22 protein-coding genes and 1 riboswitch are annotated in these 25,443 nt (G+C 67.3%); of the genes, 6 read left to right on the forward strand and 16 right to left on the reverse strand.

Features of this window, described 5'->3' with window-relative positions; genetic code table 11:
* Nucleotides 1-177: 177 nt before the first annotated feature.
* Together ACVJ6E_RS00350 and ACVJ6E_RS00355 are read right to left on the reverse strand one after the other, a co-directional pair.
* Nucleotides 178-1,134 carry a sugar-binding transcriptional regulator gene (locus tag ACVJ6E_RS00350; RefSeq protein WP_120268194.1) on the reverse strand — a complete coding sequence of 319 codons (957 nt, stop codon included), beginning with the start codon at nucleotides 1,132-1,134 and terminating at the stop codon, nucleotides 178-180.
* 4 nt (nucleotides 1,135-1,138) lie between these two features.
* Nucleotides 1,139-1,909 (reverse strand): HAD family hydrolase, encoded by a 771-nt coding sequence (locus ACVJ6E_RS00355; protein ID WP_208996653.1) that lies wholly within the window; start codon nucleotides 1,907-1,909, stop codon nucleotides 1,139-1,141.
* A 557-nt stretch (nucleotides 1,910-2,466) separates the two neighbouring features.
* Here ACVJ6E_RS00355 and ACVJ6E_RS00360 point away from each other — a divergent pair.
* The 3 genes from ACVJ6E_RS00360 to ACVJ6E_RS00370 all read left to right on the forward strand — a co-directional run bounded on the left by ACVJ6E_RS00360 (nucleotide 2,467) and on the right by ACVJ6E_RS00370 (nucleotide 6,811).
* Entirely contained in the window at nucleotides 2,467-4,107 is a 1,641-nt protein-coding gene (locus ACVJ6E_RS00360) for a BCCT family transporter (RefSeq protein ID WP_120268196.1), read from the forward strand.
* Between the two features lie 954 nt (nucleotides 4,108-5,061).
* Nucleotides 5,062-5,273: riboswitch (cobalamin riboswitch) on the forward strand.
* Between the two features lie 57 nt (nucleotides 5,274-5,330).
* On the forward strand, nucleotides 5,331-6,014 hold the full coding sequence (locus ACVJ6E_RS00365) for an energy-coupling factor ABC transporter permease (RefSeq protein ID WP_120268197.1): 684 nt from the start codon (nucleotides 5,331-5,333) through the stop codon (nucleotides 6,012-6,014).
* Between the two features lie 176 nt (nucleotides 6,015-6,190).
* On the forward strand, nucleotides 6,191-6,811 hold the full coding sequence (locus tag ACVJ6E_RS00370; protein WP_120268198.1) for a HupE/UreJ family protein: 621 nt from the start codon (nucleotides 6,191-6,193) through the stop codon (nucleotides 6,809-6,811).
* 253 nt (nucleotides 6,812-7,064) lie between these two features.
* Here ACVJ6E_RS00370 and ACVJ6E_RS00375 read toward each other — a convergent pair whose 3' ends face one another.
* The 5 genes from ACVJ6E_RS00375 to ACVJ6E_RS00395 all read right to left on the reverse strand — a co-directional run bounded on the left by ACVJ6E_RS00375 (nucleotide 7,065) and on the right by ACVJ6E_RS00395 (nucleotide 13,340).
* Nucleotides 7,065-7,643 carry a DUF805 domain-containing protein gene (locus tag ACVJ6E_RS00375; RefSeq protein ID WP_120268199.1) on the reverse strand — a complete coding sequence of 193 codons (579 nt, stop codon included), beginning with the start codon at nucleotides 7,641-7,643 and terminating at the stop codon, nucleotides 7,065-7,067.
* A gap of 138 nt (nucleotides 7,644-7,781) precedes the next feature.
* Nucleotides 7,782-8,588 carry a 5-deoxy-glucuronate isomerase gene (iolB, locus tag ACVJ6E_RS00380; RefSeq protein ID WP_120268200.1) on the reverse strand — a complete coding sequence of 269 codons (807 nt, stop codon included), beginning with the start codon at nucleotides 8,586-8,588 and terminating at the stop codon, nucleotides 7,782-7,784.
* A gap of 46 nt (nucleotides 8,589-8,634) precedes the next feature.
* Nucleotides 8,635-9,534: a myo-inosose-2 dehydratase gene (gene iolE / locus ACVJ6E_RS00385; protein WP_120268201.1), complete on the reverse strand. Its 900-nt coding sequence runs from the start codon at nucleotides 9,532-9,534 to the stop codon at nucleotides 8,635-8,637.
* Nucleotides 9,535-9,570: 36 nt separating this feature from the next.
* On the reverse strand, nucleotides 9,571-11,406 hold the full coding sequence (gene iolD, locus ACVJ6E_RS00390) for a 3D-(3,5/4)-trihydroxycyclohexane-1,2-dione acylhydrolase (decyclizing) (RefSeq protein WP_120268202.1): 1,836 nt from the start codon (nucleotides 11,404-11,406) through the stop codon (nucleotides 9,571-9,573).
* On the reverse strand, nucleotides 11,403-13,340 hold the full coding sequence (locus ACVJ6E_RS00395) for a bifunctional 5-dehydro-2-deoxygluconokinase/5-dehydro-2-deoxyphosphogluconate aldolase (protein ID WP_120268203.1): 1,938 nt from the start codon (nucleotides 13,338-13,340) through the stop codon (nucleotides 11,403-11,405). Before ACVJ6E_RS00395 ends, iolD begins: the two co-directional genes overlap by 4 nt.
* 695 nt (nucleotides 13,341-14,035) lie before the next feature.
* Here ACVJ6E_RS00395 and ACVJ6E_RS00400 point away from each other — a divergent pair.
* Entirely contained in the window at nucleotides 14,036-15,430 is a 1,395-nt protein-coding gene (locus tag ACVJ6E_RS00400; RefSeq protein WP_120268204.1) for a DEAD/DEAH box helicase, read from the forward strand.
* A gap of 99 nt (nucleotides 15,431-15,529) precedes the next feature.
* Here the strand turns inward: ACVJ6E_RS00400 and ACVJ6E_RS00405 are convergent, their stop codons facing one another.
* Both ACVJ6E_RS00405 and ACVJ6E_RS00410 read right to left on the reverse strand, forming a co-directional pair.
* A complete protein-coding gene (locus ACVJ6E_RS00405) occupies nucleotides 15,530-16,378 on the reverse strand; it encodes a fumarylacetoacetate hydrolase family protein (RefSeq protein ID WP_120268205.1) in 849 nt (282 codons plus the stop codon).
* An 87-nt stretch (nucleotides 16,379-16,465) separates the two neighbouring features.
* A complete protein-coding gene (locus tag ACVJ6E_RS00410; protein WP_120268206.1) occupies nucleotides 16,466-17,593 on the reverse strand; it encodes a Fic family protein in 1,128 nt (375 codons plus the stop codon).
* Between the two features lie 199 nt (nucleotides 17,594-17,792).
* Between ACVJ6E_RS00410 and ACVJ6E_RS00415 the strand changes: the two genes are divergently transcribed.
* Complete coding sequence (locus tag ACVJ6E_RS00415; RefSeq protein WP_120268207.1) at nucleotides 17,793-18,185, forward strand: VOC family protein; 393 nt, start codon at nucleotides 17,793-17,795, stop codon at nucleotides 18,183-18,185.
* A gap of 25 nt (nucleotides 18,186-18,210) precedes the next feature.
* Here ACVJ6E_RS00415 and ACVJ6E_RS00420 read toward each other — a convergent pair whose 3' ends face one another.
* The gene (locus ACVJ6E_RS00420) at nucleotides 18,211-19,722 is read right to left on the reverse strand and encodes a diguanylate cyclase domain-containing protein (RefSeq protein ID WP_158592655.1); all 1,512 of its coding nucleotides are present in this window, start codon (nucleotides 19,720-19,722) and stop codon (nucleotides 18,211-18,213) included.
* A 182-nt stretch (nucleotides 19,723-19,904) separates the two neighbouring features.
* On the opposite strand from ACVJ6E_RS00420, the gene ACVJ6E_RS00425 reads away from it, so the two are divergent.
* Complete coding sequence (locus ACVJ6E_RS00425; RefSeq protein WP_120268209.1) at nucleotides 19,905-20,924, forward strand: zinc-dependent alcohol dehydrogenase; 1,020 nt, start codon at nucleotides 19,905-19,907, stop codon at nucleotides 20,922-20,924.
* Nucleotides 20,925-20,934: 10 nt separating this feature from the next.
* Here the strand turns inward: ACVJ6E_RS00425 and ACVJ6E_RS00430 are convergent, their stop codons facing one another.
* From ACVJ6E_RS00430 to paaA, 6 genes are all read right to left on the reverse strand, one after another.
* Complete coding sequence (locus ACVJ6E_RS00430) at nucleotides 20,935-21,480, reverse strand: AAA family ATPase (RefSeq protein ID WP_120268210.1); 546 nt, start codon at nucleotides 21,478-21,480, stop codon at nucleotides 20,935-20,937.
* A 67-nt stretch (nucleotides 21,481-21,547) separates the two neighbouring features.
* Entirely contained in the window at nucleotides 21,548-22,627 is a 1,080-nt protein-coding gene (gene paaE, locus ACVJ6E_RS00435; RefSeq protein ID WP_120268211.1) for a 1,2-phenylacetyl-CoA epoxidase subunit PaaE, read from the reverse strand.
* A gap of 59 nt (nucleotides 22,628-22,686) precedes the next feature.
* On the reverse strand, nucleotides 22,687-23,199 hold the full coding sequence (gene paaD, locus ACVJ6E_RS00440) for a 1,2-phenylacetyl-CoA epoxidase subunit PaaD (RefSeq protein ID WP_120268212.1): 513 nt from the start codon (nucleotides 23,197-23,199) through the stop codon (nucleotides 22,687-22,689).
* Between the two features lie 5 nt (nucleotides 23,200-23,204).
* Nucleotides 23,205-23,972 carry a 1,2-phenylacetyl-CoA epoxidase subunit PaaC gene (paaC, locus tag ACVJ6E_RS00445; protein ID WP_120268213.1) on the reverse strand — a complete coding sequence of 256 codons (768 nt, stop codon included), beginning with the start codon at nucleotides 23,970-23,972 and terminating at the stop codon, nucleotides 23,205-23,207.
* 14 nt (nucleotides 23,973-23,986) lie between these two features.
* Nucleotides 23,987-24,274 carry a 1,2-phenylacetyl-CoA epoxidase subunit PaaB gene (paaB, locus tag ACVJ6E_RS00450; RefSeq protein WP_067341684.1) on the reverse strand — a complete coding sequence of 96 codons (288 nt, stop codon included), beginning with the start codon at nucleotides 24,272-24,274 and terminating at the stop codon, nucleotides 23,987-23,989.
* 108 nt (nucleotides 24,275-24,382) lie between these two features.
* The gene (gene paaA / locus ACVJ6E_RS00455) at nucleotides 24,383-25,384 is read right to left on the reverse strand and encodes a 1,2-phenylacetyl-CoA epoxidase subunit PaaA (RefSeq protein WP_120268214.1); all 1,002 of its coding nucleotides are present in this window, start codon (nucleotides 25,382-25,384) and stop codon (nucleotides 24,383-24,385) included.
* Between the last annotated feature and the right edge of the window lie 59 nt (nucleotides 25,385-25,443).

Consider the following 25,443-nt stretch of genomic DNA (forward strand, 5'->3'; position numbering starts at 1 on the left):
ATATCAATTTGACAATGACTTGAGAAAGACTCCCGTAGCGGCAAGACGCAAGAGGGAAGGCCTTCACGCGATGCAACCGCTGGCGCGCGCGTGGTCAGGCAGATGCCGAAGGGATCGGTGGAGAGTGCGGGATATGGGGGTGCGCGGCGGCGGAAACACCCGCCCGGCAGCGGCGTCTCAGCGCGCCAGCAGACGGTCGGCGGTCAGCTCGTTGGTGATCAAGCCGTTCAGCAATTCCCCGCGCAGCGCGCCGAGGATCGCGTCCACCTTGCCCTCGCCGGCGGCGATGCCGATCACCGGCTTGTCGCGCGCCTTGCCGAGCGGGGCACTGGCGACGAGATCGTTGGTCAGGCCCTCGATCAGCTCGCCATTGCGGTCGTAGACCCAGCTGGTGATCTCGCCGATGGCGCCGGCCGCGGTCAGCGCCGACATCTCGTCGCGGCTGATGAAACCGTCGACGAAGAGCGGCGCGGTCTCGCCCATGTTGCCGACGCCGACGAAGGTCACGTCCGCGTCCTTGGCCAGCGCCAGGATGTTGTGCACCGGCTCCTGATTGTGCAGCAGCGTGCGCTCGCGCTTGGAGCGGGCGAAGACCGGCAGCGGCATGGGATAGTGGCGGGCGTTCACCCGGTCGGCCATGCGGATGATGACGTTGTAGGCCGAGGCCGATCCGTCGGACATCATGTTGCCGAGCAGCGAAACGATCTTGTGCTGCGGGCAGTCCATGGTCGGCAGCTGGTCGACCGAGGCACGCAGCGCGCGCCCCGTGCCGAAGGCGATGATCTTCGGTTCGTTCGACTTCAGGTGCCGCTCCATCTCGCCGGCCGCCGCCTGGGCGATGCCGACGATGGAGGCCGGGGTCGCCGGGTCGCTCGGTACCACCTCGCAGGAGCGCAGGCCGAAGCGGTCCGCCAGATTGCGGCCCAGCTCCATGCAGCGGGCGATCGGGTGGTCGAGCCGCACCTTGATCAGCCGTTCGGTCACGGCCAGCGAGACGAGGCGCTGCGCCGACTGGCGCGACACGCCCAGCTTGCGCGCGATCTCGTCCTGGGTGTTGCCGGCGACATAGTAGAGCCAGCCGGCCCGGGCCGCCTCGTCGAGGCGGCTCACATCCGCATCGCCCTTGCCCGCCATCGCCTCAGCTCCCCTGCCCGGCCGTGCGGCCGCCCGTATCCCGCGCCAGTTGCGGCGCCATCTCGAAAAACGCGGCCCACCGGTCGAAGACCGGCAGCGGCGGTTCGCCGGGCGCCGCGTCGCCTGCGTCCAGGTGGCTGCCGCCGATGAAGTGCCACACCGCCATCTGTGCCGCGCGCGCCGCTTCCAGGCCCGGCAGGCTATCCTCGATGACGAGGCAGCGCTCGGGCGCGATGCCGCACTCGGCCGCCGCATGCAGGAAGAGATCCGGTGCCGGCTTGCCGCGCGCCACCTGCGAGGCGGTGAACACGGCCTCGCCGAAATAGCTGTCGAGCCCGGCAAGCTGCAGCGAGCGGCGCACCCGCGGCGGGCTGCTGCTGGTGGCGACGCAGGCCCTCACCGCCAGCCGGTCCAGCACGTCGAACACGCCGGCGACCGGCTTCAGCTCCGCCTCGAAGGCGACAAGCAGCCGCTCGCGGTAGTCGCTCTCGAAGGTCTCGGGCAAGGCGATGCGGAAGTCGTCGCGAATGCTCTGGGCAACGCGCGGAAAGCTGCGGCCGAGGAAATGCGCCTTGAAGTAGGCATGGTCGACCGCAACGCCCGCCTCCTTGAGCGCGGCCAGCAGCACCCGCTCGCTGATCGGCTCGCTGTCGACCAGCACGCCGTCGCAGTCGAAGATCACCAGCGCGATATCGCGCCCGGCGAGCGGATCCCCGCTGCGAGGGGAAGCGAGCCTGTCGCGAAGATCGGAAGAAGAAGTGTCGAGCGTCTGCACGCGGCGCGGCATCCTGTTTCGCGGCCGCACCCGCGCGGCCCCTACCTGTTCTTCCTGACGATGGCAGGCCTGCCAAGTCAAGTGCGGCGGCCCGGCGGGCATGACCAGCGAATCCAAATTACCAGATCAAGCCATTGATATACATATCGATTTGCGATTATGCCGCAAATATGCCACATTGCATCCCGTCGACCGGGGATGCGCTGCATGCCCGGTTCTGCCTTTCGGGGGCATGGTCGAGGTTCGGACGGGTCCGGATCTTCCGCCCCCCTTCTCGTTCGCCCGGGCCCTCCGGGCGGTCGTAACGAAGCCCGCACGCCGGCTGCCGTCCGCTTCCTCCCGCGGACCATGGCACGCCGGGGCATCTTGCTTGTGCGGGTGCGAGACTGGCCATCGCGCGATGTCGCCGGGAAACCGGATGACGCCGCTTCTGGCACCTCCTGGTGCGGTCACTCGCAAATAAAATCCGACCGGGCCGACAGGCCCGCAATAAAGCAGACACGTCCGGCAAGCGGTTCCACCGCGGGCCAGCATTGTCGTAACAACAGGGATACAAGATGAGCGACCAGACAAGCACCACCGGCATTCCCGAGCCGGAAGGTGCGTCCGACATCATCGAGACCGACTTCGAGATCGGTCAGCACAACCTGGAGGGGCAGCTCGGTCCCTTCGGTTTCGACATCCACAACCCGGTCTTCCTTATTTCCAGCCTGTCGATCGTTGCCTTCGTGGTCTACGCGCTGGTGGCGCCCGAGCAGGCGGCCTCGTTCTTCGGCTGGCTGCGGCCTGCCCTGACCAGCACCTTCGACTGGTTCTTCATGAGCGCGGCCAATGTCTTCGTGGTGTTCTGCCTGTTCCTGATCGTCAGCCCGTGGGGCAGCGTCCGCCTCGGCGGCAAGGAGGCGAGCCCGGACTACAGCTATGCCGGCTGGTTCGCGATGCTGTTCGCTGCCGGCATGGGCATCGGCCTTATGTTCTTCGGCGTGCTCGAGCCGGTCTATCACATGGCCATCTCGTCGCCCCTCGGCGTGCCCTCGCCGTTTGCGGCCGACGGCTCGATCATCCCGGAGAACGTCGAGGCGGCCAAGGAGATGGGCCTTGCGGCGACCATCTACCACTGGGGCCTGCACCCCTGGGCGATCTATGCCGTGGTGGCGCTGGCGCTGGCGCTGTTCAGCTTCAACAAGGGCCTGCCGCTGTCGATCCGCTCGGCGTTCTACCCGATCTTCGGCGAGCGCGTGTGGGGCTGGACCGGCCATGTTATCGACACGCTGGCCGTGTTCGCGACGCTGTTCGGCCTTGCCACCTCGCTCGGCCTCGGCGCCCAGCAGGCCAATGCCGGCCTTGAGCACATCTACGGCATTCCGAACACGATCACCGTACAGGTGATCCTGATCATCGGCATCACCTCCATCGCCCTGGTCTCGGTGCTGCGCGGGCTCGACGGCGGCGTCAAGGTGTTGTCGGAGATCAACATGGTGATCGCCGCCGTACTGCTGCTGTTCGTGCTGTTCGCCGGCCCGACGGTCGCGATCCTCGGCGATTTCGTCACCGGTCTCGGCGCCTATGGTGCCGACCTGGTGGGCCTGTCGAACCCGATCGGGCGCACCGACGACGACTATCGCCAGGGCTGGACGGCCTTCTACTGGGCGTGGTGGATCTCGTGGTCGCCGTTCGTCGGCATGTTCATCGCCCGGGTCAGCCGCGGTCGCACGGTGCGCGAGTTCATCACCTGCGTGCTGCTGATCCCCTCGCTGGTCTGCGTGCTGTGGATGGCCGTGTTCGGCGGCGTTGCCATCGACCAGGTTCTCTCGGACCCGGCGACCAGCGCGGTCAAGGCCAACGTGATCGACAGCTACAGCCCGGAACTGTCGCTCTTCGCCATGCTCGAGGGCCTGCCGCTCTCGGCCATCACCTCGACCATCGCCATCGTGCTGGTCATCGTGTTCTTCGTCACCTCGTCCGACTCGGGCTCGCTGGTGATCGACACGATCACCGCCGGCGGCAAGGTCGACGCGCCGGTGCCCCAGCGCGTGTTCTGGTGCACCTTCGAGGGACTGGTGGCCATCGTGCTGCTGATCGGCGGCGGGCTCGGCTCGCTTCAGGCGATGGTCATCTCGACCGGTCTTCCCTTCACGATCGTCCTGCTCCTGATGTGCGTGGCGATCTTCAAGGGTCTGCAGACCGAGGAGCGCTGACGCACTCGCGCCTCGCTTCTCGGGGCATAGGGTTTCGGCCCTAAGGGGGAAAGGGCGCGGCCTTGACGGGCCGCGCCCTTTTTTTTGCCTGTCGGTCGCCGCTGCGTCCTGCATGTCCGACGCCCCGCATACCCTCTGCCGTCACCCCGGACGAGCATCGCGAGATCCGGGGCCCATTCGTTCCCAGAGCGGCAGCGAAACACGCCAGCGCCCACCCCACACTGAGCCTGTCATCCCGGTTTCGGCGAAGCCGAAGACCGGGATCCAGTAACCCCAGGCCGCACGGTTCGAGCCGTGACGTCGCCGCGAGCGCCCTTCGTCGAGGGCATCCGCTTTCGCAAACCCACACGCCCCCGGCGGATACTGGATGCCTGCCTTCGCAGGCATGACAGCCGTGGGGATGGCGGCGCCTCCCACCTCACGCCTGCCGAGGGTGCCAATGGGTCCCGGGTCGCGGCTGCGCCTTGCCCGGGATGACAGCCGAGTAGGAGGCGCCGCCTCGCATCACCTCAACTGCCGCCCTTTGCCGTCCCTCCTCCGGCTTTGCCCCACCCTCCGCCGTCACCCCGGACGAGCATCGCGAGATCCGGGGCCCATTCGTTCCCAGAGCGGCGGCGAAACACGCCAGCGCACCCCACGCTCAGCCTGTCATCCCGGTTTCGGCGAAGCCGAAGACCGGGATCCAGTAACCCCAGGCCGCACGGTTCGAGTCGTGACGGCACCGCGAGCGCCCTTCGTCGCGGGGCATCCGCTTTCGCAAACCCACACGCCCCAGCGGATACTGGATGCCTGCCTTCGCAGGCATGACAGCCGTGGGGATGGCGGCGCCTCCCACCTCACGCCTGCCCAGAGCGCCAATGGGGCACGGCCTCTGCCTCATTTCCCGGCACGAAACGCCGTGTTTCGAACAGGATCGGACGAAAATTGATCTTGTCACACCAACTCCCCGCCCTCTAGCATTGCAAGGTGATGGTACCCGTGAGGCAAAGCCGAACGCGGGTGAAAAGGGAACACGGCGAGGCGTACCCAACAGGGACCGAATCCGTGGCTGCCCCCGCAACTGTGAGCGGCGAGCGCTGTCCCAATGCCACTGGCCCTTCGGCCGGGAAGGCGGACAGGCGCAATGAACCGCGAGCCAGGAGACCTGCCATCAGCCGCGGCGCAAGCATTTCTTGCGCCTTTCCCATAGCTCCGCGCACGGTGGGTGCGCCAAGGAGGCTGATATGCATATCGAACCCGGCGTCGTCGACGGCGCCAAGATTCTACTCAGCGTTGCGACCGCCGCCGCGTCTGTCGGCCTGATCGGCAAGATGGCGATCGACACTATACGCCGCGACGGGGGCTTTGCCGCCCTGGTGGTCCGCTCGGTGATCGCGACCGCGCTGGTCTTCTGCTTCTTCGAAGTGCTTCCGACCAAGCCGGTCGGCGTGTCCGAGGTTCACGTCATTCTCGGCTCGACGCTCTATCTGATGCTCGGTGCCGGTCCGGCCGGCATCGGCCTTGCGCTCGGCCTGCTGGTGCAGGGCGTTTTCTTCGCCCCGGCCGACCTGCCGCAATACGGCATGAACCTTACGACGCTGATCGTGCCGCTCTTCGCCATGAGCCTGCTGGCAAGCCGCATCATTCCGGCTAAGACCGCCTACAAGGATGTCAGCTACAAGCAGGCGCTGGCCCTTTCGACCAGCTACCAGGGCGGCATCGTCGCCTGGGTCGGCTTCTGGGCGCTCTATGGCGGCGGTCTCGGCGCCGAGAACCTCGCCAATGTCGGCAGCTTCGGCCTCGCCTACCTGACGGTGATCATCGTCGAGCCGCTGGTCGATCTGGCCGTGCTCGCCGGCGCCAAGCTGTTCGACAAGGCCCGCACCGGCCTCGTCTTCCAGCAGCGCCTCTACCACGCTGCCGCCTGACGGCATCTCTTTCCGGCCGCCTCGTGCGGCCGGTCTTCTTTCGGGGGTCAGGCCCCTCACGCCTTGGAACAGGCAAACTGACAAAACAGCCTGAGGTGAGAAAACGTCCAGGACCTGAAGCAATGACGCGACCCATTCCGGGGCGTCCTGATCGACTTGAGAAAAGGATCGACTGCATGACGAGGTTCACATCCGCCGGGTTCGCCCGCACCGCTTTCCTGGCCGGCTCGCTGGCCGCAACCCTTGCCGCCACGGCGACGCCCGCCCTTGCGCATCTCAATCCCGGCGAGCACGGCTCGTTCGCCGCCGGTTTCAGCCATCCGCTGTTCGGCGCCGACCACATCCTGGCGATGATCGCCGTCGGCCTGTGGGCCTGGCAGATCGGCGGCCGCACGGTCGCCCTGGTGCCGGCCACCTTCGTCGGCACCATGCTGCTCGGCTTCGCCCTGGCACTTGCCGGCGTCTCCCTGCCCTTCGTCGAGCCGGCGATCCTCGCCTCGGTTGTGGCGCTCGGCCTGCTCGTGGCGCTGGCCGTCCGGCTGCCGCTCGCCGGATCGGCCGCCGTCGTCGCCGCCTTCGCCCTGTTCCACGGCCACGCCCATGGCGGCGAGATCGGCGCGGCAACGCAGCTTGCCTACGGCGCCGGCTTCGCCCTCGCGACCGCCCTGCTGCATGCCGCCGGCATCGCGCTCGGCTATGGCCTCGGCAAGCTCGCGTCCTCGCGCGGCCACGCCTTGACCCGCGTGCTCGGCGGCCTGACGGCCCTCGCCGGTGCCGCCCTGCTCATCGGCGGGTGAGCGGCCACCACTTTACCGCCTGGGACCTGAGCGGGGATAACCCGCTCAAGGGAGCACTTTTCGCCCCGTGACCTCGCCCGGAGGTCGGCTTTCGCGAGTTTGAGACCGGATTCTCGAATTTCGCGCTGTTTGCGACGGAATTTCGCAAAATCCGTCTCGAAATTTGCACGCGGCGAAACAGACATGAAAACGCCCGGGCGAGCGAGATCTCGTCCGGGCGTCTTTTCTCAAGGAATTCAGGCCTCTGCGCCGGTCAGGCAAGCCCCCGGCGGCCGAAGGTCGGACGCGGATGTCCGCCGCCCGGCGGCACGCGGCGCTTTTCCACCACGACGGGCTGGCCCTGCGGCGGCAGACCGCTCGCCGCCATCGCGGTCCGGCTGCCGCCCTGGCCGCCCCGGCCATTGGCATGCCGGCGGATCAGGTCGTCGATCTCGTCGGCCGTCAGCCCGGATCCTGTCGCCGAGCCTGCATAGGCCTCGCCCCCGGAGCGTCGCGGCCCGAAGCGGTTGGTGCCCGGCGTTCCGGGATAGAACGCCCATAGCAGCAAGAGGATCGCGCTGCCGATCAGGGGGATAAAGATCAGCAGATACCACCAGGCGCTGCGTCCGATGTCGTGCAGCCGGCGTGAGGAGATGCAGAAACTGGCCCATGAGATCATCAAGGCAGCGGCGACAATGATGATCGACACGTCGAGAGTCATCGGCCCGTAGCGTTTGGCGTATCCCGATACGAACGCGAGAAAACCGAAGGCGATGACGGTGACGAAGGTGGAGCAGATCCACCAGTCGATCCGCCCCATGCGCCCCTTGGGGGTGTAAAAATTCTCCAACATGAAATTACCCGCAACCAGAACGTCAATGGCTGCAAGCTAGCATTGTGCAAACGGGGACAAAATGGCGGCTTCCTGCAATCTCCGATCTCGGTTAACCGGGGATAGCGGGCACCGCCATTTCGCATTTCGGCCGTGCCGTCACGCCTTCGCGTCGCGCTGCGCGATCCAGTCGTGATCGGGATGGTTCTTGAAGCGCCACTTGCGCAAGGGGCCGGCCATCACGTTCAGATAGTACATCTGGTAGCCGTAGGGCGCGCCGCACGGATGGTGCCCCTTCGGCACCAGCACAACGTCGCCGTCCGACACCGCCATCGTCTCGTCGAGGCTGCCGTCCTCGGTGAAGACGCGCTGGATGCCGAAGCCCGTCGCCGGATCGAGACGGTGATAGTACGTCTCCTCCAGGTAGGTCATGTCGGGGTAGTTGTCCTCGTCGTGCCGATGCGGCGGATAGGACGACCAATGGCCCTGCGGCGTGAAAACCTCCGTCACCAGCAGGCTGTCGGCGACGTCCTTGTCCTCCATCGCGATGGGATGGATGTAGCGGGTATTGGTGCACTTGCCGCGCTCCTCGAAACCGATGTTTTCGATCATCCCGGCTTCGTGCCCGCCGCTACCCGGCGCGGTGCAAACGGCCAGCGTCAGCTCGGTCGTCGCCTTTGCTTCCCAGGACGAACCGTTCGGCACGTAAAGGCAATGCGGCGGCTTGCGCTCGAAGACGCTCATGCGCTCGCCCCGCTCGCCGAAGGAGATCCCGCCGGCGCTGAGCTCGGCCCGCCCCTCGACCAGCACCAGGATCGCTTCGCGGTCGCCCGTCGCCTCGCTCGCGCTCTCGCCCGGCGCCAGCCGGTAGAGCGTGAAACCGACATAGGACCAGCCGGCGCTCTGCGGCGTGATATCGTGCACCTTGCCGTGCTTGCCCTTTGGTTTCACCAGCAGATCGGCCATGGCGTCCCTCTCCCGTCTCGTGTGTATCGAGGCCTTGCGGCCCACCTTATCCCCGGTCGAGGCCGGTCTCGCGCGCCAGCGTTTTCAGCGCCTTGAGACCCATCGACTGGTAGGTCACCGGATCGCGGACCTCCGGGTCCTGCTCCGCCTCGATGACCAGCCAGCCCGAATAGTCGTGCTTCGCGGCGGTCTTCAGCACCGGCGCGAAATCGACCCCGCCCTCCGGATCGCCCGGCACGGTGAAGACGCCCCGGCGCACGCCTTCCAGGAAGCTCAGCCCCTCTTCGCGAACCTCAGCCATCACATCCGGACGCACGTTCTTGGCGTGGATATGTGAAACGCGGCCCATGTGCTTTTCGGCGAGCCGCGCCGGATCGCCACCGCCGAAGTAAGCGTGGCCCGTGTCGAGCAGCAACCGCGTCGCCGGACCGGTCAGCTCCATCAGCGCGTCGATTTCCTCTTCGCTTTCAATGATGGTGCCCATGTGATGGTGGTAGACGAGCGGCACGCCCTCGGCCGCGCAATGCGCCGCGACCTTCTCCAGATCGGCGCAAAAGGCGGCGAACCGGTCCCGGTCGAGGCGTGGTCGCTCGTTGACCGCAACCCCGTCATTGCCGTGGATAGCGTTGGAGGTCTCGCAGGCGATCAGCACCGGCGAGCCCATCGCCTTCAGCCGCGCCAGATGCTCGCCGATCGCCTCGATCTCGGTGTCGGCCGAGCGCGTCAGCAGATGCAGCGAGTACCAGGCCGAGACGAATTTCAGGCCGTGCGGCGCCAGCGTTTGCGCCAGCTCGGCCGGATCGGTCGGAAACTTGTGGCCGTTCTCGATGCCGTCGAAGCCGATCTCGGCAGCCTGCGACAGACAGGTTTGAAGCGGAATGTGAGCGCCGAGGCTCTGGTCGTCGTCGTTGGACCAGGCAATCGGGTTGGTGCCGTAGAGGATCATCTGTTGCGCCTTCAAGGAGTCGAAGCGGGGTGAAGACTAGTCGACAAGGTTCTGTTTTTTCACGGCCTTCTCGTAGGACGCGCGGGCGGAGCGGACCTCGTCGCGGGTCGAGACCTCCGGCACCGCAACGTCCCACCAGTGACCGCCGGCCTCGGTCGTCGCCAGCGGATCGGTGTCGATGACGACGACGTGGCTGCGCTCCGACGCCCTCGCCCTCACCAGCGCGGCCTCGAGGCCGGCGATGTCGTCGACCTTCTCCGAGATCGCGCCCATCGAGGCAGCATGCGCGGCGAAGTCGATGTCGCTCGGCACCACATGACGGGCCGTGTCGAGCAGGTTGTTGAAGCTCTCGCCGCCGGTCGCCCTCTGCAGGCGATTGATGCAGCCGAACCCGCGATTGTCGAGCAGCACGACGATGAGCTTGCAGCCCAGCATCACGGAGGTCGCAAGCTCGGAATTCATCATCATGTAGGAGCCGTCGCCGACCATGACGACGACCTCGCGCTCGGGCTGCGCCATCTTGGCGCCGAGCCCGCCGGCGATCTCGTAGCCCATGCAGGAGAAGCCGTATTCCATGTGGTAGCCCATCGGCCGGGCAGCCTTCCAGAGCTTGTGCAGCTCGCCCGGCAGGCCGCCGGCGGCGCAGAAAACCACGGCGTTTTCATCGACATTGCGCTGGACGGCGCCGATCACCTGGGCATCGCTCGGCAGTGCGTTGCCGTCGGGCGGCGGCGCTGTCGCGGCGTCCACAGCGGCGATCCACTCGCGCTTGAGATCATCCGCCAGCGGCGTGAACCGCGTGTCGCCGAGTGCCCGGCCCAAAGCCTCCAGCCCGTCGCGCGCATCGGCGCAAAGCGGCACGGCGCCGTGCTTGGCCGCATCATAAGGCGTCACGTTGAGGCTGACGAGCTTTCGGCCCGGCCGGGCGAACAGCGACCAGGAGCCGGTGGTGAAGTCCTGGAAACGCGTGCCGACGCCAAGCACCACGTCGGCCTCGGCGGCGACCGCATTGGCGGCCGAGGAGCCGGTTACGCCGATCGAGCCGAGGTTGAGCGGATGGTCCCAGGCAAGCGCCGATTTGCCGGCCTGCGTCTCGACGACCGGAATGCCGTACGTTTCGGCAAAACGCGCAAGCGCCTGATGGGCAAAGGAATAATGGATGCCGCCGCCGGCGACGATGACCGGGCGCTCGGCCGAGGCGAGCAGGCGCGCGACCTCCTCCAGCTCGGCCGGATCCGGCTGGGGCCGGCGCATGCGCCAGACCTTCGGCTCGAAGAAACTCTCCGGCCAGTCGAAGGCCTCGGTCTGCACGTCCTGGCAGAAAGCGAGCGTGACCGGGCCGCATTCGGCCGGGTCGGTCATCACGCGGAAGGCGCGCGGCAGCGCGGTCAGCAACTGCTCGGGCCGGGTGATGCGGTCGAAATAACGCGAAACCGGACGGAAGCAGTCGTTGACGCTGACCGTGCCGTCGCCGAAGTCCTCCAGCTGCTGCAGCACCGGATCGGGCGCGCGCCCCGCGAAGACGTCGCCGGGCAGCAGCAGCACCGGTAGCCGGTTGACATGGGCCATGGCCGCGGCGGTCAGCATGTTGGTGGCGCCAGGACCAATGGACGTGGTGACGGCCATCGCCCGGCGGCGGCCGAGTTGCTTGGCATAGGCAACGGCGGCATGGGCCATGCCCTGCTCGTTGTGGCCGCGCCAGGTCGGCAGCTCATCGCGAACGCCGTAGAGCGCTTCGCCGAGGCCTGCGACATTGCCGTGGCCGAAGATCGCCCAGACGCCGGAGATGAAGGGAACGCCGTCCTCGTTCATCTGCCGGCAGAGATACCGCGTGACGGCCTGTGCCGCCGTGAGCCGGATGGTCGTCGTCATGCCGCTCTCCCGTCTGCCGCCCTCGCCCGGTCCCAGGCCGCGCAAAGCGTTTCGTATTTCGACGCCATGAGCGCGATCGCGCCCTCGTCGTCAAGCCTGCCGCTGAGCCAGCTCCGCGCCGCCTCGAAGAAGATGGTGCGCCCGACGGCAAAGCCCTTGACCAGCGGGAAGCGGGCAGCTTCCGCGAAACTGGCTTCCAGATCCTCGACGGGTGCGTCGAGACCGAGCACGACGATGCCACGAACATGCGGATCGTTCTCGGAAATCGCGGCGCAGGTCTGCGCCCAGGCGGCGGCGGAGACGGAGGGCTCCAACTTCCACCAGTCGGGATAGACGCCGATCTCGTAGAACCGGCGGATCAGCGTCGCCGTGGTATCGTCGCCGACCGGCCCGACCTTGGACGGAATGACCTCCAGCAGCAGCTCGAGCCCGTTGGCGCGCGCAGCGCGCGCGAGCCGCAGTACCGTCGCCTCCTGCGCCGCTCGCATCGTCTCGTCGTCGTCCGGATGACAGAAGCACAGGACCTTGACCACATGGCCGGCGGGCCACTCGGCGAGGCCGGAGCCAAAGTCCGGGCCGATTTCCAGCTCCAGCGGCCGGGATCCGGGCAGCTCCACCGGGCGGCCGATCCAAAGGCCGGTGCCGGCGGCGGCGAACAGCGCCTCCTCGCCGAGCCGCCCGTCGCTGAGGATGCCGTAGCCGGGCCGCCCCGCCTGCACCCGGCAGGCGGCGGCAAGGCAGAGCTTCTTGAAGGCGGGAATGCGAGTGGGGTCGGCGCCGAGCTCGGCGGCCAGATCCTCCAGCTGCTTGCGGTGATCGAAGGCAAAGACCCGCATTTCCGGCCAGTTGCCCTTGCGGGTCGTCGACCAGTGGATCTGCTCCAGCTCCGCGTCCTTGCGCAGCGCCGGCACGCGCACGCCGCGCTCCAGGAAGAAGCACAGTTCCTCCCAGCTCGGATAGGACGGGGTGCAGCCGTGCCGCGAGACGGCCAGCGCGCCGCAGGCATTGGCATAGGTCAGCGCGCGCTCCCAGCCCTCGTCGCGCAGCCAGCCGCGCAAGAGGCCGGACATGAAGCCGTCGCCCGCGCCCAGCACGTTGAACACCTCGATGGGAAAGCCCGGGCCGGAGATGCCCTGGTCTAGAACGGCGGGGATCTCGGCCTCGAAGGCGACCGCGCCCATCGGCCCGCGCTTGCACACGAGCGTTGCGGCGGAGACAGCCCGCACGGCGCGCAGAGCCGCCAGCGTATCGGTGGTGCCGCCGGCGATGTGGAACTCCTCTTCCGTGCCGACGATCAGGTCGAAGAGGTGCAGATGCGACTGCAGCTTGGCTGTCACCGCGCTGGATTCGATGAAGCGGCTTTCGCCGGCATCGTGTCCGGCAAGGCCCCAGAGATTGGGCCGGTAGTCGATGTCGAGCGCGGTACGGGCGCCGTTTTCTCGGGCAAGGCGCAAGGCCTTCAGCACCGCCGCCTCGGTGCGCGGGTTGGACAGGTGAGTGCCGGTGACGGTGATGCAACCGGCTTCCGCGATGAAGTCCGGGTCGATGTCGCCCTCGTCCAGCGCCATGTCGGCGCAATTCTCGCGGTAGAAAATCAGCGGAAACTGCTCGCGGTCGCGAATGCCCAGAAGCACCAGCGCGGTCAGCCGCTCCGGATCGGTCCTGACGCCGCGCACGTCGACGCCCTCGCGCACCAGTTCCTCGCGGATGAAACGGCCCATGTGCTCGTCGCCGACACGGGTGATGAGGGCGGAGCGCAGACCGAGCCGCGCGGTGCCGGCCGCCATGTTGGTGGGCGAGCCGCCGATATACTTGGCGAAGCCGCGCATGTCCTCCAGCCGGCCGCCGACCTGGGAGCCGTAGAGATCGACCGAAGCGCGGCCGATGGTGATGACATCGAGCGGCCGCGCGTCCCGGCCTTGCTGCGAACTCATGACAACCTCTCCCCGCCCTGCCGGAACCGCAAAGGGGCCCATTCGCCCCTCAAAACGGAACATAAATTCCATTATGGTCGACTGCAACCGCTTTATCGCCCGCCCGTGGTGGAAAACGAGACCGGGGACCGCGACGGCGGGCGCGACGAAAAACGCAAGAGATGCCGCTAGGATTGGCGGGTTTTCGCCTGTTATCAATCCCGTAGAGAATCAAGCTACAGCCGATCATCTGGTATCAGGGGCAGACCACGGGGCACGCACCGCGTCCGATTTCACCGCTGCGCAAAGCGATCCAATCGGACCCAAACACGCCCCACGCCACCCCGTCCAGCCATGAAGCCATGCGGGAGCGGGGCCTTGCACAGCCGTGCAAAAACTGCATATGGAATTTTTGTTCCAAATTCTCGAACGGTGCCGCGGGAGCGATTTTCGTTGCATCGCAACATCAAACGTGGTCTATGCGGCGCAACGGCGTCCGCGTGGAGACACGAGCCTTTCGTGACCGGCGCCCAGACGCAACCTTCCTCCCGATCGTTGCCGATACGAAGCGCTGCTACCCGAGCGGCGGACAACATGGTCCGTTTTCGGTGCCGGCGCGCCCCCAAGGCAGCTGATCTGCGCAAGCTCCCTTCATGACAGACACGGACCGCGACCGCTCGCCCATGATGGCGTGCCGGCGCGAGCAAGGAGTCCGCTTGACCACGTTCAACGACCTCGGCCTCGCCGAGCCGATCCTCAAGGCCCTTGAGGCCGAGGGCTATACCTCCCCGACGCCGATTCAGGCGCAGGGCATTCCCGCGATCATGTCGGGCGCCGACGTACTGGGCCTCGCCCAGACCGGCACCGGCAAGACCGCATCCTTCGTGCTGCCGCTGCTCAACCGCATCGTCGCGCAGAACAGTCGGCCCGAGCCGAAGACCTGCGGCGCGCTGATCCTCGCCCCGACGCGCGAGCTCGCCGCCCAGATCGCAGACAGCATCCGCGCCTATGGCCAGAAGGTGCGCCATTCGGCCACCGTCGTGGTCGGCGGCGTCCGTCCCTTCCCGCAGGTGCGCAACATGGCGCGCGGCGTCGACATTCTTGTCGCAACGCCGGGCCGCTTGATCGACCACATGCAGGGCGGTGCCATCCGTCTCGACAAGACCACCACCGTGGTTCTGGACGAGGCCGACCACATGCTCGACCTCGGCTTCCTGCCGGCGATCCGCCAGATCCTGGCGAGCCTGCCGCGTGACCGCCAGACGGTTCTGCTGTCGGCGACCATGCCGAAGCCGATCCGCGCGCTGGCCGAGGACTTCCTGAACAACCCGCAGGAAATCGCGGTGGCTCCGGCCTCCAAGCCGATCGACCGCATCGAGCAGAAGGTGCTGCTGATCGAGCGCGACGCCAAGCGCCAGGCGCTGGTCGACGTGCTGCGCAGCGAGGACATGGATCGCGCCATCGTCTTCACGCGCACCAAGCACGGCGCCGACAAGGTGACCAAGCAGCTGGAGCAGGCCGGCCTGTCGGCCGCCGCGATCCACGGCAACAAGAGCCAGAGCCAGCGCCAGAAGGCGCTCGACAACTTCCGCTCCGGCCGCACCCCGGTGCTGGTGGCGACCGACATCGCCGCACGCGGCATCGACGTCGATGGCGTGTCGCATGTCGTCAACTACGAGCTGCCGAACGTTCCGGAAGCCTATGTGCACCGCATCGGCCGCACCGCGCGCGCCGGCAAGAGCGGCATCGCCGTTTCCTTCTGCGACCGCGAGGAGCGTCCGTTCCTGCGCGACATCGAGAAGCTGATCGGCAAGGTGCTGGTCGAGCGCGAGGACGACGGCCCGGCCCCGCGCAAGCAGGCGCGTGGCGGCGGCGGCCGTGGCCAGCAGCAGCAGCGCAAGCCCTTCCGCCCGCGCGGCGAAGGCGGCGCACGCGATGAAGGTCGCGGCGAGGCTCGCGGCTTCCGCGGCAGTGCCAACGGCAATGGCAATGGCGGCGCACGCAAGGACAAGCCGGCTGGCCAGCAGCAGCGCAACAGCCGCCCGCAGGGCGCCAAGCCGCGCGATCACAGCGGCGAGCGCGGCCGTGTCCGCTCGTTCCAGCCCGCGTAACGCGGCAACGCCGAAACACGCTTGAAAACGAACGCCGGCGCGGATCCCTCCGCGCCGGCGTTTTTCGTTTCAGGTCGAGGCTCCCCGCCCCTGCCCGCGTCAGTCGGCGGCGCGCACCAGCTGGTTCTGGGTGCCCAGGCCATCGATGCCGAGCGCCAGCCGGTCGCCCGGCTTCAGATAGACCGGAGCCGGCTTGATGCCCATGCCGACGCCCGGCGGCGTGCCGGTGGAGATCACGTCGCCCGGATGCAGGCTCATCATCTGCGACAGGTAGGAAATCACCTTGGCGACGCCGAAGATCATGGTCGCGGTGGAACCGGTCTGCATGCGCTTGCCGTTGAGGTCGAGCCATAGGCCGAGCGCCTGCGGGTCGCTCACCTCGTCGCGGGTGACGAGCCAGGGGCCGAGGGGACCGAACGTGTCGGCCGACTTGCCCTTGGTCCACTGACCGGCACGCTTGGTCTGGAAGTCGCGCTCAGACACGTCGTTGGCAACGCAGTAGCCCGCGACATGGGACAGCGCATCGGCCTCCGACACGTATTTGGCGTGACGGCCGATAACGACGGCGAGCTCCACCTCCCAATCGGTCGCGACCGAGCCGCGCGGCAGCTCGATACCGTCGTCGGGACCGCAGATCGCCGAGGTCGCCTTCATGAAGACGATGGGCTCGGGCGGCACGTCGAGACCGGATTCGGCCGCATGGTCGGAATAGTTGAGGCCGATACAGACGAACTTGCCGACCTGGCCGACGCAGGGACCGATGCGCGCGCCCTCTTCCACCAGCGGCAGCGAGGCAGGATCGAGCGCCGCAATGCGCGCCAGCCCCTCGTCGGAAAGGGTCTTGCCGGCAATATCGTCGACATGGGCGGAAAGATCGCGGATGCGCCCTTGCGCATCGACAAGGCCGGGGCGCTCGCTGCCGGCAGGTCCGAAACGGACGAGTTTCATGGAAGGTCTCCTCAAAAGCGACCCTGCAAACGGGGTCGCGCGATCATAGGCGGTTGAGGAAAAACGGCAATCGCCGCGCCGGCGGGATCACGAACGGCCGGAACGGGCGTCCGGCAGAACCAGCGAATAGCTTGTGGAGCGCCCGCCGCCGGGATCGCGCGCGAGAATGCCGCGGGCGACGAGATCGTTGATATCGCGCAGCGCCGTATCGGGGGAGGTCTTGGTCAGCTTCGCCCATTTCGACGAGGTGAGCTTGCCGTCGAAGCCATCGAGCAGGCGGTTCAGCACCTTGCGCTGGCGTTCGCCGAGCGGTTCGCCGGCAAGCGCCTGCCAGAAGGCCGCCTTGCGCAGCACGTCCTCGAGAATGCGGGCAGAATCGTCCAGCGCGCGGTCGAGGCAGGCGAGAAACCACAGCAGCCAGGGCGTGATGTCGAGATCGCCTTTCTGGGTGCGCTCGAGGATCTCGTAATAGCCTTTGCGGTCCTGCCGGATCTGCGAGGAGAGGCTGTAGAAGCGCTGGCCGCTGCCCTCGGAACGGGCCAGCGCCATGTCGCCGACCGCGCGCGCGATACGGCCATTGCCGTCCTCGAAGGGGTGAATGGTAACGAACCACAGATGCGCGAGCGCGGCCCGCAAGACCGGGTCGAGCGTATCCGGGCTCTCGAACCACTCCAGGAAAGCGGCCATCTCGCCGGCAACACGGGACGCGGGCGGAGCCTCGAAGTGGACCTTCTCGCGGCCGAAGGGGCCCGAGACCACCTGCATGGGTCCTGCCTCCTCGTCGCGCCAGCGACCGACGGCGATGCGCAGCATGCCGCTGCGCCCCGTGGGAAACAGCGCCGCGTGCCAGCCAAACAGGCGCTCCTGCGTGAGCGGCTTGTCGAACGCACCGACCGCATCCAGCGTCATCTCGACGACGCCCTCGACATTGCGGTCGACCGGCGGCAGGCCGCCGATATCCATGCCGAGCCGGCGGGCGATGGAGGAGCGAACCTGGCTGCGCTCCAGGATCTCGCCCTCGATCTCGCTCGACTTCACGACATCCGCCGTCAGCGTCTCCAGAACCGCCTCGGAGCGCAGCTCGAAGCCAAGCGCATCCATGCGCCCGGCCAGCCGTCCTTGCCGGTGACGCACGGCTGCCAGCGGGCCGGAGACCGCCGCGTGGTCGAAGTGGACTTTCGGCCACGCATCGAGTTGATGGATATAGGTCGCCATTCTCCGCATCCTTTGCGGAGAATATAGCCCTCATTCGCCGCAACCGCAATTAATCACCGCATATTATGCGGCGATTGGCGGGTTTAATCGCCGCACGAGCCAGACATGCGGGGTGGGCACCACTCTTGCGAGCAGTCGTCGCGGATTGCATTGTAACGCTTTGACGCCTCGAGACACTCGAAACGACAGGGCCCCGCAGATGACCAGAGCATTCACCCACCTGATGTTCCAGGGCAAGGCGCGCGCCGCGCTGGAGACCTATCAGGCGGTGTTTCCCGATTTCGCCCTCGACCTGCTGGAGCTGAACGGCGACGACACGGCCTCCCCCGGAACGGTGCGCATGGCGAAGGTCTCCTTCGCCGGCCAGAACCTGATCGTCATCGACAGCCCGATTCCGCACGACTTCGACTTCACGCCGTCCATGTCGCTGTTCGTCGAGATGGAGGATGCGGAGGCGCTCGACACTGCCTTTGCGCGCCTGTCGGACGGCGGCACGGTTCTCATGCCGCTGGACAATTACGGCTTCAGCCCGCGCTTCGGCTGGCTGATCGACAGGTTCGGCCTGTCCTGGCAATTGTCGCTGCCGATGTAAGGGCGAAAGCCGGCGCGACTGCAGCTCAGATGGCGGGCGACGGGTCTTCTGCACGGGCTGTGGACGGCGGCACGGGCGGATGGACGTAGCCGGTGGCAAGGAATGTCCGGCCGCGGCCGTCCTGCTTGGCGCGGTAGAGCGCGTCGTCGGCGCTGCGGATCACCGACTTGGCGGTGAGCGCATCGTCCGGCCACCAGGCGACGCCGATGCTGGCGCCGACCGAGGCCCGGCCGCCATCGAACACGATTTCCGAACAGACGCTGTCGACGATCCGGTCGCACAGGGCCAGCACCGAGGCGCGGTCGAGCCCCTCGCGCAGCAACACGATGAACTCGTCGCCGCCGACACGCGCGGCCATGCCCCGGTCGCCGACGGATTCCAGAATGCGGGCAGACACGGTACGGATCACCAGATCGCCGATGGGATGGCCCCAGGTGTCGTTGACCTGCTTGAAGCGGTCGAGATCGATGCACAGGACCGCGCAGCGGTCCTGCTCGCTGCGCTGCAGGACGCGCTCCATCTCCTGTTCGAACTGCAGCCGGTTGGGCAGGCCGGTGAGGGCGTCGTGATTGGCGAGGAAGCGGTTGCGCTCCTCGCTCTGCTGCAGGCGACGGAGGCTGCGGGCAAAGCGCAGGGCAACGAAGCCGAGCGCGATGGCAGCCAGAACCAGAACACCGATCAGCAGCGGCAGCGCCTCGCGCCAGATCACGGCGGAGGGATGGCTGCGGACCCAGGTGGCGACGAAGCGCGGAGTGCCGTCGCCCAGCGGGATCACGTCGCTGTCTGCCGGGACCGCGTCGACCGGGTGGATCGCGAAGTCCTTCAGGCCGAGCTTGCGGCCGATTTCCGTCAGGATCGACGGCATCAGCGGCTTGAAGGTGAGGAGAATGTTGGGCGGCCCGTCGGGCAGCACGGCATCGTCGTCGGGCACGATGGCCTGGGCGACGATCATGTTGATCTCGCCCTTCACCTCCCGCACGTCGGAAACGTAGAGCGGGCTGGACGAGCGCACCGGATGGCGGGACACCCGGAAGCCGCTTCCCTGCCGCTCCCGGGCGGAGGCATAGGCCTGGCGTGCCGCCTCGACGAGATCGGCGGCCAGGGCGACGTAAGCCTCGGCCTCCGTCTTGGAGCGGATATCGTCCTCGAAGATCAGCAGGCGCGGCAGATCGTCGGGCCCGACCATGACGGTCGTTTGGATGCCGAAGTCTTCCCAGTGCCAGTTGGCGATCTCCTCGCGAACGAATGTCCAGTCGATACGGGCGACAAGCGCCCTCACCGCTTCGTCCCAGTGGGACACGCGCGACTGGTCGTCGGCAAGGATCTCGACCTGACGGTCGACCTCGTTTCGCACCAGATGGCGCTCGTCCTGCGCGCGTACCTCGTCGGCGATGCCGCCGGCGCTGCCGAGCATATGCGTGTTGGAAAGCGCGAAGGCGACGACAACGGCGGCACATACCAGATAAATCGCCAGCGCCATGTTGCGCTTGCGCCCGTCCAGCCAGTGCCCCATCGATTTTGTTCCGATCTGCTGCATGGGCAGCACCGTGGCACGAAGACTTGAATGTTCACCTAACCGATGTGGTTCCCGTGCCATTAACGATTGGACCCGGAAAGAACCTGCGGTAGCGCCCGCACCTTGATCTCGCGCAAGGCGAGACTCGCCTCGCCGCACCATAATGGCGCCGGGCTGGACGGAAAATCGCAACGGGGAGACCGATGGGAAAGACGATGAAAGCCGCCGTGGTGCGCGCGTTCGGCGCACCGCTCGACATTTGCGAAGTGGTGCGGCCGGAGGTGGCGCCCGGCAAGATCCTGGTGAAGATCGCCGCCAGCGGGGTCTGCCACACCGACCTGCACGCGGCCGAGGGCGACTGGCCAGTGAAGCCGCAGCCGCCCTTCATCCCGGGCCATGAAGGTGTCGGCACCGTCGCCGCAGTCGGGGCCGGCGTCACCAGCGTGAAGGAAGGCGACCGGGTGGGCGTGCCGTGGCTGCACACGGCCTGCGGCCATTGCCGGCATTGCGTTGGCGGCTGGGAAACCCTGTGCCACGACCAGCAGAACACCGGCTATAGCGTCAATGGCGGCTTTGCCGACTATGTGCTCGCCGACCCGGACTATGTCGGCCACCTGCCGGACGGGCTGGCCTTCGCGCCCGCAGCCCCGGTGCTGTGCGCCGGCGTCACGGTCTACAAGGGGCTGAAGGAGACCGAGGCGAAGCCCGGCCAGACCGTCGTCATCATCGGCATCGGCGGGCTCGGCCACATGGCCGTGCAATATGCCAAGGCGATGGGGATGCACGTGATCGCCGTCGACATCTCCGATGAGAAGCTGGCCCTGGCCCGCGCGCTCGGCGCCGACATGACCCTCGATGCGCGGAGCGGCGACGTTGCCGCCGAGGTGCAGAAGGGCGGCGGTGCGGAAGGCGTGCTGGTGACGGCGGTGTCGCCCAAGTCGTTCAGCCAGGGATTCGGCATGCTGGCGCGTGGCGGCACGATGAGCCTCGTTGGCCTGCCGCCCGGAGACTTTCCGCTGCCGATCTTCGACACCGTGCTGAACCGCAAGACCGTGCGCGGCTCCATCGTCGGCACGCGCAACGATCTTGCCGAGGCGCTCGCCTTTGCCGCGGACGGCAAGGTCGCCGCGCATTACTCGGTGGACCGGCTGGAGAACGTCAACGCGATCTTCGACACGATGCGCGCCGGCAAGATCGACGGGCGCGTGGTGATGGAGATCTGACGCGAACGGCTCAGCCGCGCTCCAGCGCGGCGAGCATGAACGCAGCGCGCTCGGCGACCGGGACTTTCGGCAGCAGCCGGGTCTCGTAGCCGAGCGCGGGCAGGATATCCGCAAGCCGCTCGTATTCCTCGACCGCGGCGGCAAAGCCGTGCCGGCGCTCTTCATCACCCGCATGGATCTCCGGCCAGGGCGGGGCAAGAAAAACCAGCGGCCGGTAACGGTAGCGACGGGCGAGCGGCGCAAGAACGGCGCGCCCGGTCGCGGCCTCGAAAGCGGATGCGGCGTCGATCACGCCTCGGTCGAAGAAGGTCCAGCCATCGCCACCCGCTCCGGCATGCGCGCCGCGCCAGTCGGCGACGGCCATGCGGATCGCCCGCCGGGCAAAGGCGGCAAGATCGACCCAGGGCAACGCGCTGCCCTCTCCCGCCAGTTCCTCGCGGACGATGCGCCGGCCGGGTTCCTCGACCGTTCGGTGGCCGAGACGGGCAAACTCTTCGATCAATGTGGATTTTCCGCCACCGGAACAGCCGGTGACGAGCACGAAACGCTCATGCATGGAAAGGCTCTCTTTGTGGGGGAAACGGGGGCGGCGCATCAAGCGCCCTGCCCCGCGTCCCTCGAGCCTACATCGCGTCGTAGTCGAGCACCACCGTGTCGGAGACCGGGCGCGACTGGCAGGTGAGGACGAAGCCCGCCTCGATCTCCCAGGGCTCGAGCGAATAGTTGACCGCCATATCGACCTCGCCGGCCTCGACCTTGGCGCGGCAGGTGCAGCACATGCCGCCCTTGCAGGAATAGGGAACCTCGACGCCCGCGCGCATGGCCGCATCGACGATGGTCTCGCCGGCCGCGACCGGCACCGTGACGCGGGCTCCGTCGATGATCAGCTCGGCGCGCGCCTCGTGGGCGGTCTCGGAGACCTTGTTCGCGGGCTTGGCCGCATGCGGAGCCGAGCCGTCGGCCGGCGTAAAGAATTCGCGGTGGATGCGCTCGCCCGCCACGCCGAGGCGCGACAGGACTTCGCTCGCGGTCTCGATCATCTCGCCGGGACCGCAGAGGAACACTCCGTCCGCCTCCGCCACCGGCATCACATACTTGAACAGGCGTTCCAGCTTTTCCGCATCCAGCCGGCCGGAAAGGATCTCCACGTCCTGGGTCTCGCGCGAGAGCACATGGAAGACGCCGAAGCGGGTCGGGAAGACATCCTTCAGGTCCTCGATCTCTTCCTTGAAGATGATCGTCTGGGCGCTGCGATTGCCGTAGAACAGGAAGAACTCGCTCTCGGGCTCGCGGGTCAGCACCGTGCGGATCATCGCGAGCACCGGCGTGATGCCGGAGCCGGCGGCCACCGCCACGAGACGGCGCGGGCCGCCCTCATGCGCCGGCAGCACGAATCGGCCCGACGGGGTCATCACGTCGATCTCGTCGCCGGCCGCCACGTTCTCGTTGGCGAAGGCGGAAAAGACGCCGCCGTCGATCTTCTTCACCGCGACACGCAGCTCGCCGTCATCTTCGCCGGCGCAGATCGAATAGGACCGGCGCACTTCCTCCCCGCCGATCACCGTGCGCAGGGTGAGATACTGGCCGGCGGCGAAGCGGTAGGCCTCTCGCAGGCTCTCCGGCACGTCGAAGGAAATCGACACGGCCTCGGGCGTCTCGCGCCTCACTTCGCGGACCTTCAGCGCATGGAATCTCGGCGACATGCGGTTTCTCCCTCAAAAGCTTCCGGCGGCATCCGCTGCCTGCCGGACAAGACGCCAGCTCAGTGGCACTTGAAATAGTCGAACGGCTCGGCGCAGGAGCGGCAGCGCCAGAGCGCCTTGCAGGCGGTGGAGCCGAACTCCGACACCTTCTCGGTGTCGATCGAGCCGCAGCGCGGACAGGCGACCTCGTCGTCGCCGAACAGGGCACGGCGGGAGGCCTTGCCGGCCGGCGGGGCGATGCCGTAGGCGCGCAGCTTCTCGCGCGCCTCTTCGCTCAGCCAGTCGGTGGTCCAGGCCGGCGACAGAACGGTGTTGACCCGCACCTTGCCGAAACCCTCCGCCATCAGCGCGGTCTCGATGTCCATGGTGAAGACGGCCATGGCCGGGCAACCGGTATAGGTCGGCGTGATGTCGACCTCGACCGTGCCGTCGGAGGCGATGCGCACATCGCGCAGCACGCCGAGATCGCCGATGGTCAGCACCGGAACTTCCGGGTCCGGCACCTGCGCGGCGACCTCGAAGGCGCGCCGGCGGGCGCTCTCCCCCGCGATGTCGTGCAGGCGCGAGCCCATCTCCGTCACCACCTGTGGCCCGGCCAGGCCCGCTGCATGTACTGCATCTGCGAAAGCAGGTGGCCGAAGCTCTCCGAATGACGGCCCGAACGGCCGCCGGTCTGGAACCAGCCATCGGGCGGCAGGCGCAGCGTCGCCTCGTCCAGCACCTCGCGCAAGGTGGCGTGCCACTCGTCGCGCAAGCTCGCCGGGTCGACCGCGATACCAGCGGCGACCAGCCGCTCGACCACGCCGTCGATCTCGAACAGCTCTCCCGTATAGGGCCACAGCTGATCGACAGCGGCCTGGGCGCGCTCATGGCTCTGCGTGGTGCCGTCGCCGAGGCGAATGGTCCACTCGGCCGAATGGCGCACGTGATAGGCCGCTTCCTTCTCCGCCTTGGCGGCAATGGCGGCGAGCGTTGCGTCCTTCGAGGCCTTCAGCTCGCGCCAGAGCGGCAGCATGAAGGCGGAGAAGAACAACTGGCGCAGGATGGTCTGGGCGAAGTCGCCGTTCGGCTGCTCGACCAGCAGGCAATTGTTGAACTGGCGCTCGTGGCGCAGGAAGCAGAGCTGGTCCTCGTCGCGCCCCTCGCCTTCCACCTCGCCGGCATAGGTGTAGAGCGCGCGCGCCTGGCCGATATGGTCGAGCGCGACGTTGGCGAGGCCGATATCCTCCTCCAGCGTCGGCGCGTGGCCGCACCACTCGCCGAGGCGCTGGCCGAGAATGGCCGCATCGTCGGCAAGACGCAGGGTGTAGGCAAAGAGGTCGGCGGTCTGGTCGGTCGTGGTCATGGTGCCGCTCCCGCTCACATGTTGCCGACTTCTTCGGGGATCTCGTAGAAGGTCGGATGCCGGTAGATCTTCGAGGCGGTCGGCTCGAACATCACGTCCTTCTCGGTCGGGTCGGAGGCGACGATCGCCGAGGACGGCACCACCCAGATGGAGACGCCCTCGCCGCGGCGGGTGTAGACGTCGCGCGCGGCCTGCAGCGCCATCTCCTCGTCGGCCGCATGCACCGAACCGCAATGACGATGCGCCATGCCGGTGCGCGAACGGATGAAGACTTCCCAAAGCGGCGTGTTCTTCTCGGTCATGGTTTTCTCCCTCGGGCTCGCGGGCGCATGGCCGGTGCGAAAGCCTCATGTTCCTTCGGAACGTCGTTGTGCCTTGCCCCCGGCGCGTGCCCCGCGCCGGGGTGTCGCTCACTCGGCGGCGATGCGGGCCGCCTCGCGGCGGTTGCGGCGCTTCTCTGCATGGGCCAGGGCCGCCTCGCGCACCCAGGCGCCCTCGTCCCAGGCCTTGCGGCGGGCGTCCAGGCGCTCGCGGTTGCACGGGCCGTTGCCGGCGACGACGCGGGAGAACTCCTCCCAGTCGATCTCGCCATATTCCCAGTGGCCGGTTTCCTCGTTGAGCTTCAGGTCCGGGTCGGGAAGTGTGAGGCCGAGATAGTGCGCCTGCGGCACGGTCGCATCGACGAACTTCTGGCGCAGCTCGTCATTGGTGAAGCGCTTGATCTTCCAGGCCATCGACTGGGCGGAGTGCTTGGAGTCGGTGTCCGAGGGGCCGAACATCATCAGCGACGGCCACCACCAGCGGTTCAGCGCGTCCTGAACCATCGCCTTCTGCTCTTCCGACGAGCGGCACATCTCCAGCAGCAGCTCGTAGCCCTGGCGCTGGTGGAAGCTCTCTTCCTTGCACACGCGGATCATGGCGCGCGAATAGGGACCGAAGGAGCACCGGCAGAGCGGGATCTGGTTCATGATCGCCGCGCCGTCGACCAGCCAGCCGATGGCGCCGATGTCGGCCCAGGTCAGGGTCGGATAGTTGAAGATGGAGGAGTATTTCGCCTTGCCGGACAGAAGCTGCTCGGTGAGCTCTTCGCGGGAAACACCCAGCGTCTCGGCGGCGGAGTAAAGGTAGAGGCCGTGGCCGCCCTCGTCCTGCACCTTGGCGAGCAAAGCCGCCTTGCGCTTCAGGGTCGGGGCACGGGTGATCCAGTTGCCCTCGGGCAGCATGCCGACGATCTCGGAATGGGCATGCTGGGAGATCTGGCGCACGAGGGTCTTGCGATAGGCCTCCGGCATCCAGTCGTTGGGCTCGATCTTCTCTTCCGCGTCGATGCGGGCCTGGAAGGCGGCGAGCAGCGCGGCGTCCTCGCTGCGCTCGTCCGATGCGTCACGGGCGTTCAGGGCCTGGGTGTACATGCGATCAACCCCTCCTCGGTTGCCATGCGGGACGCGCAAGGGGCGCGCCTTATCTGCCA

The sequence above is a fragment of the Stappia sp. G46H5W genome, assembly GCF_058448995.1.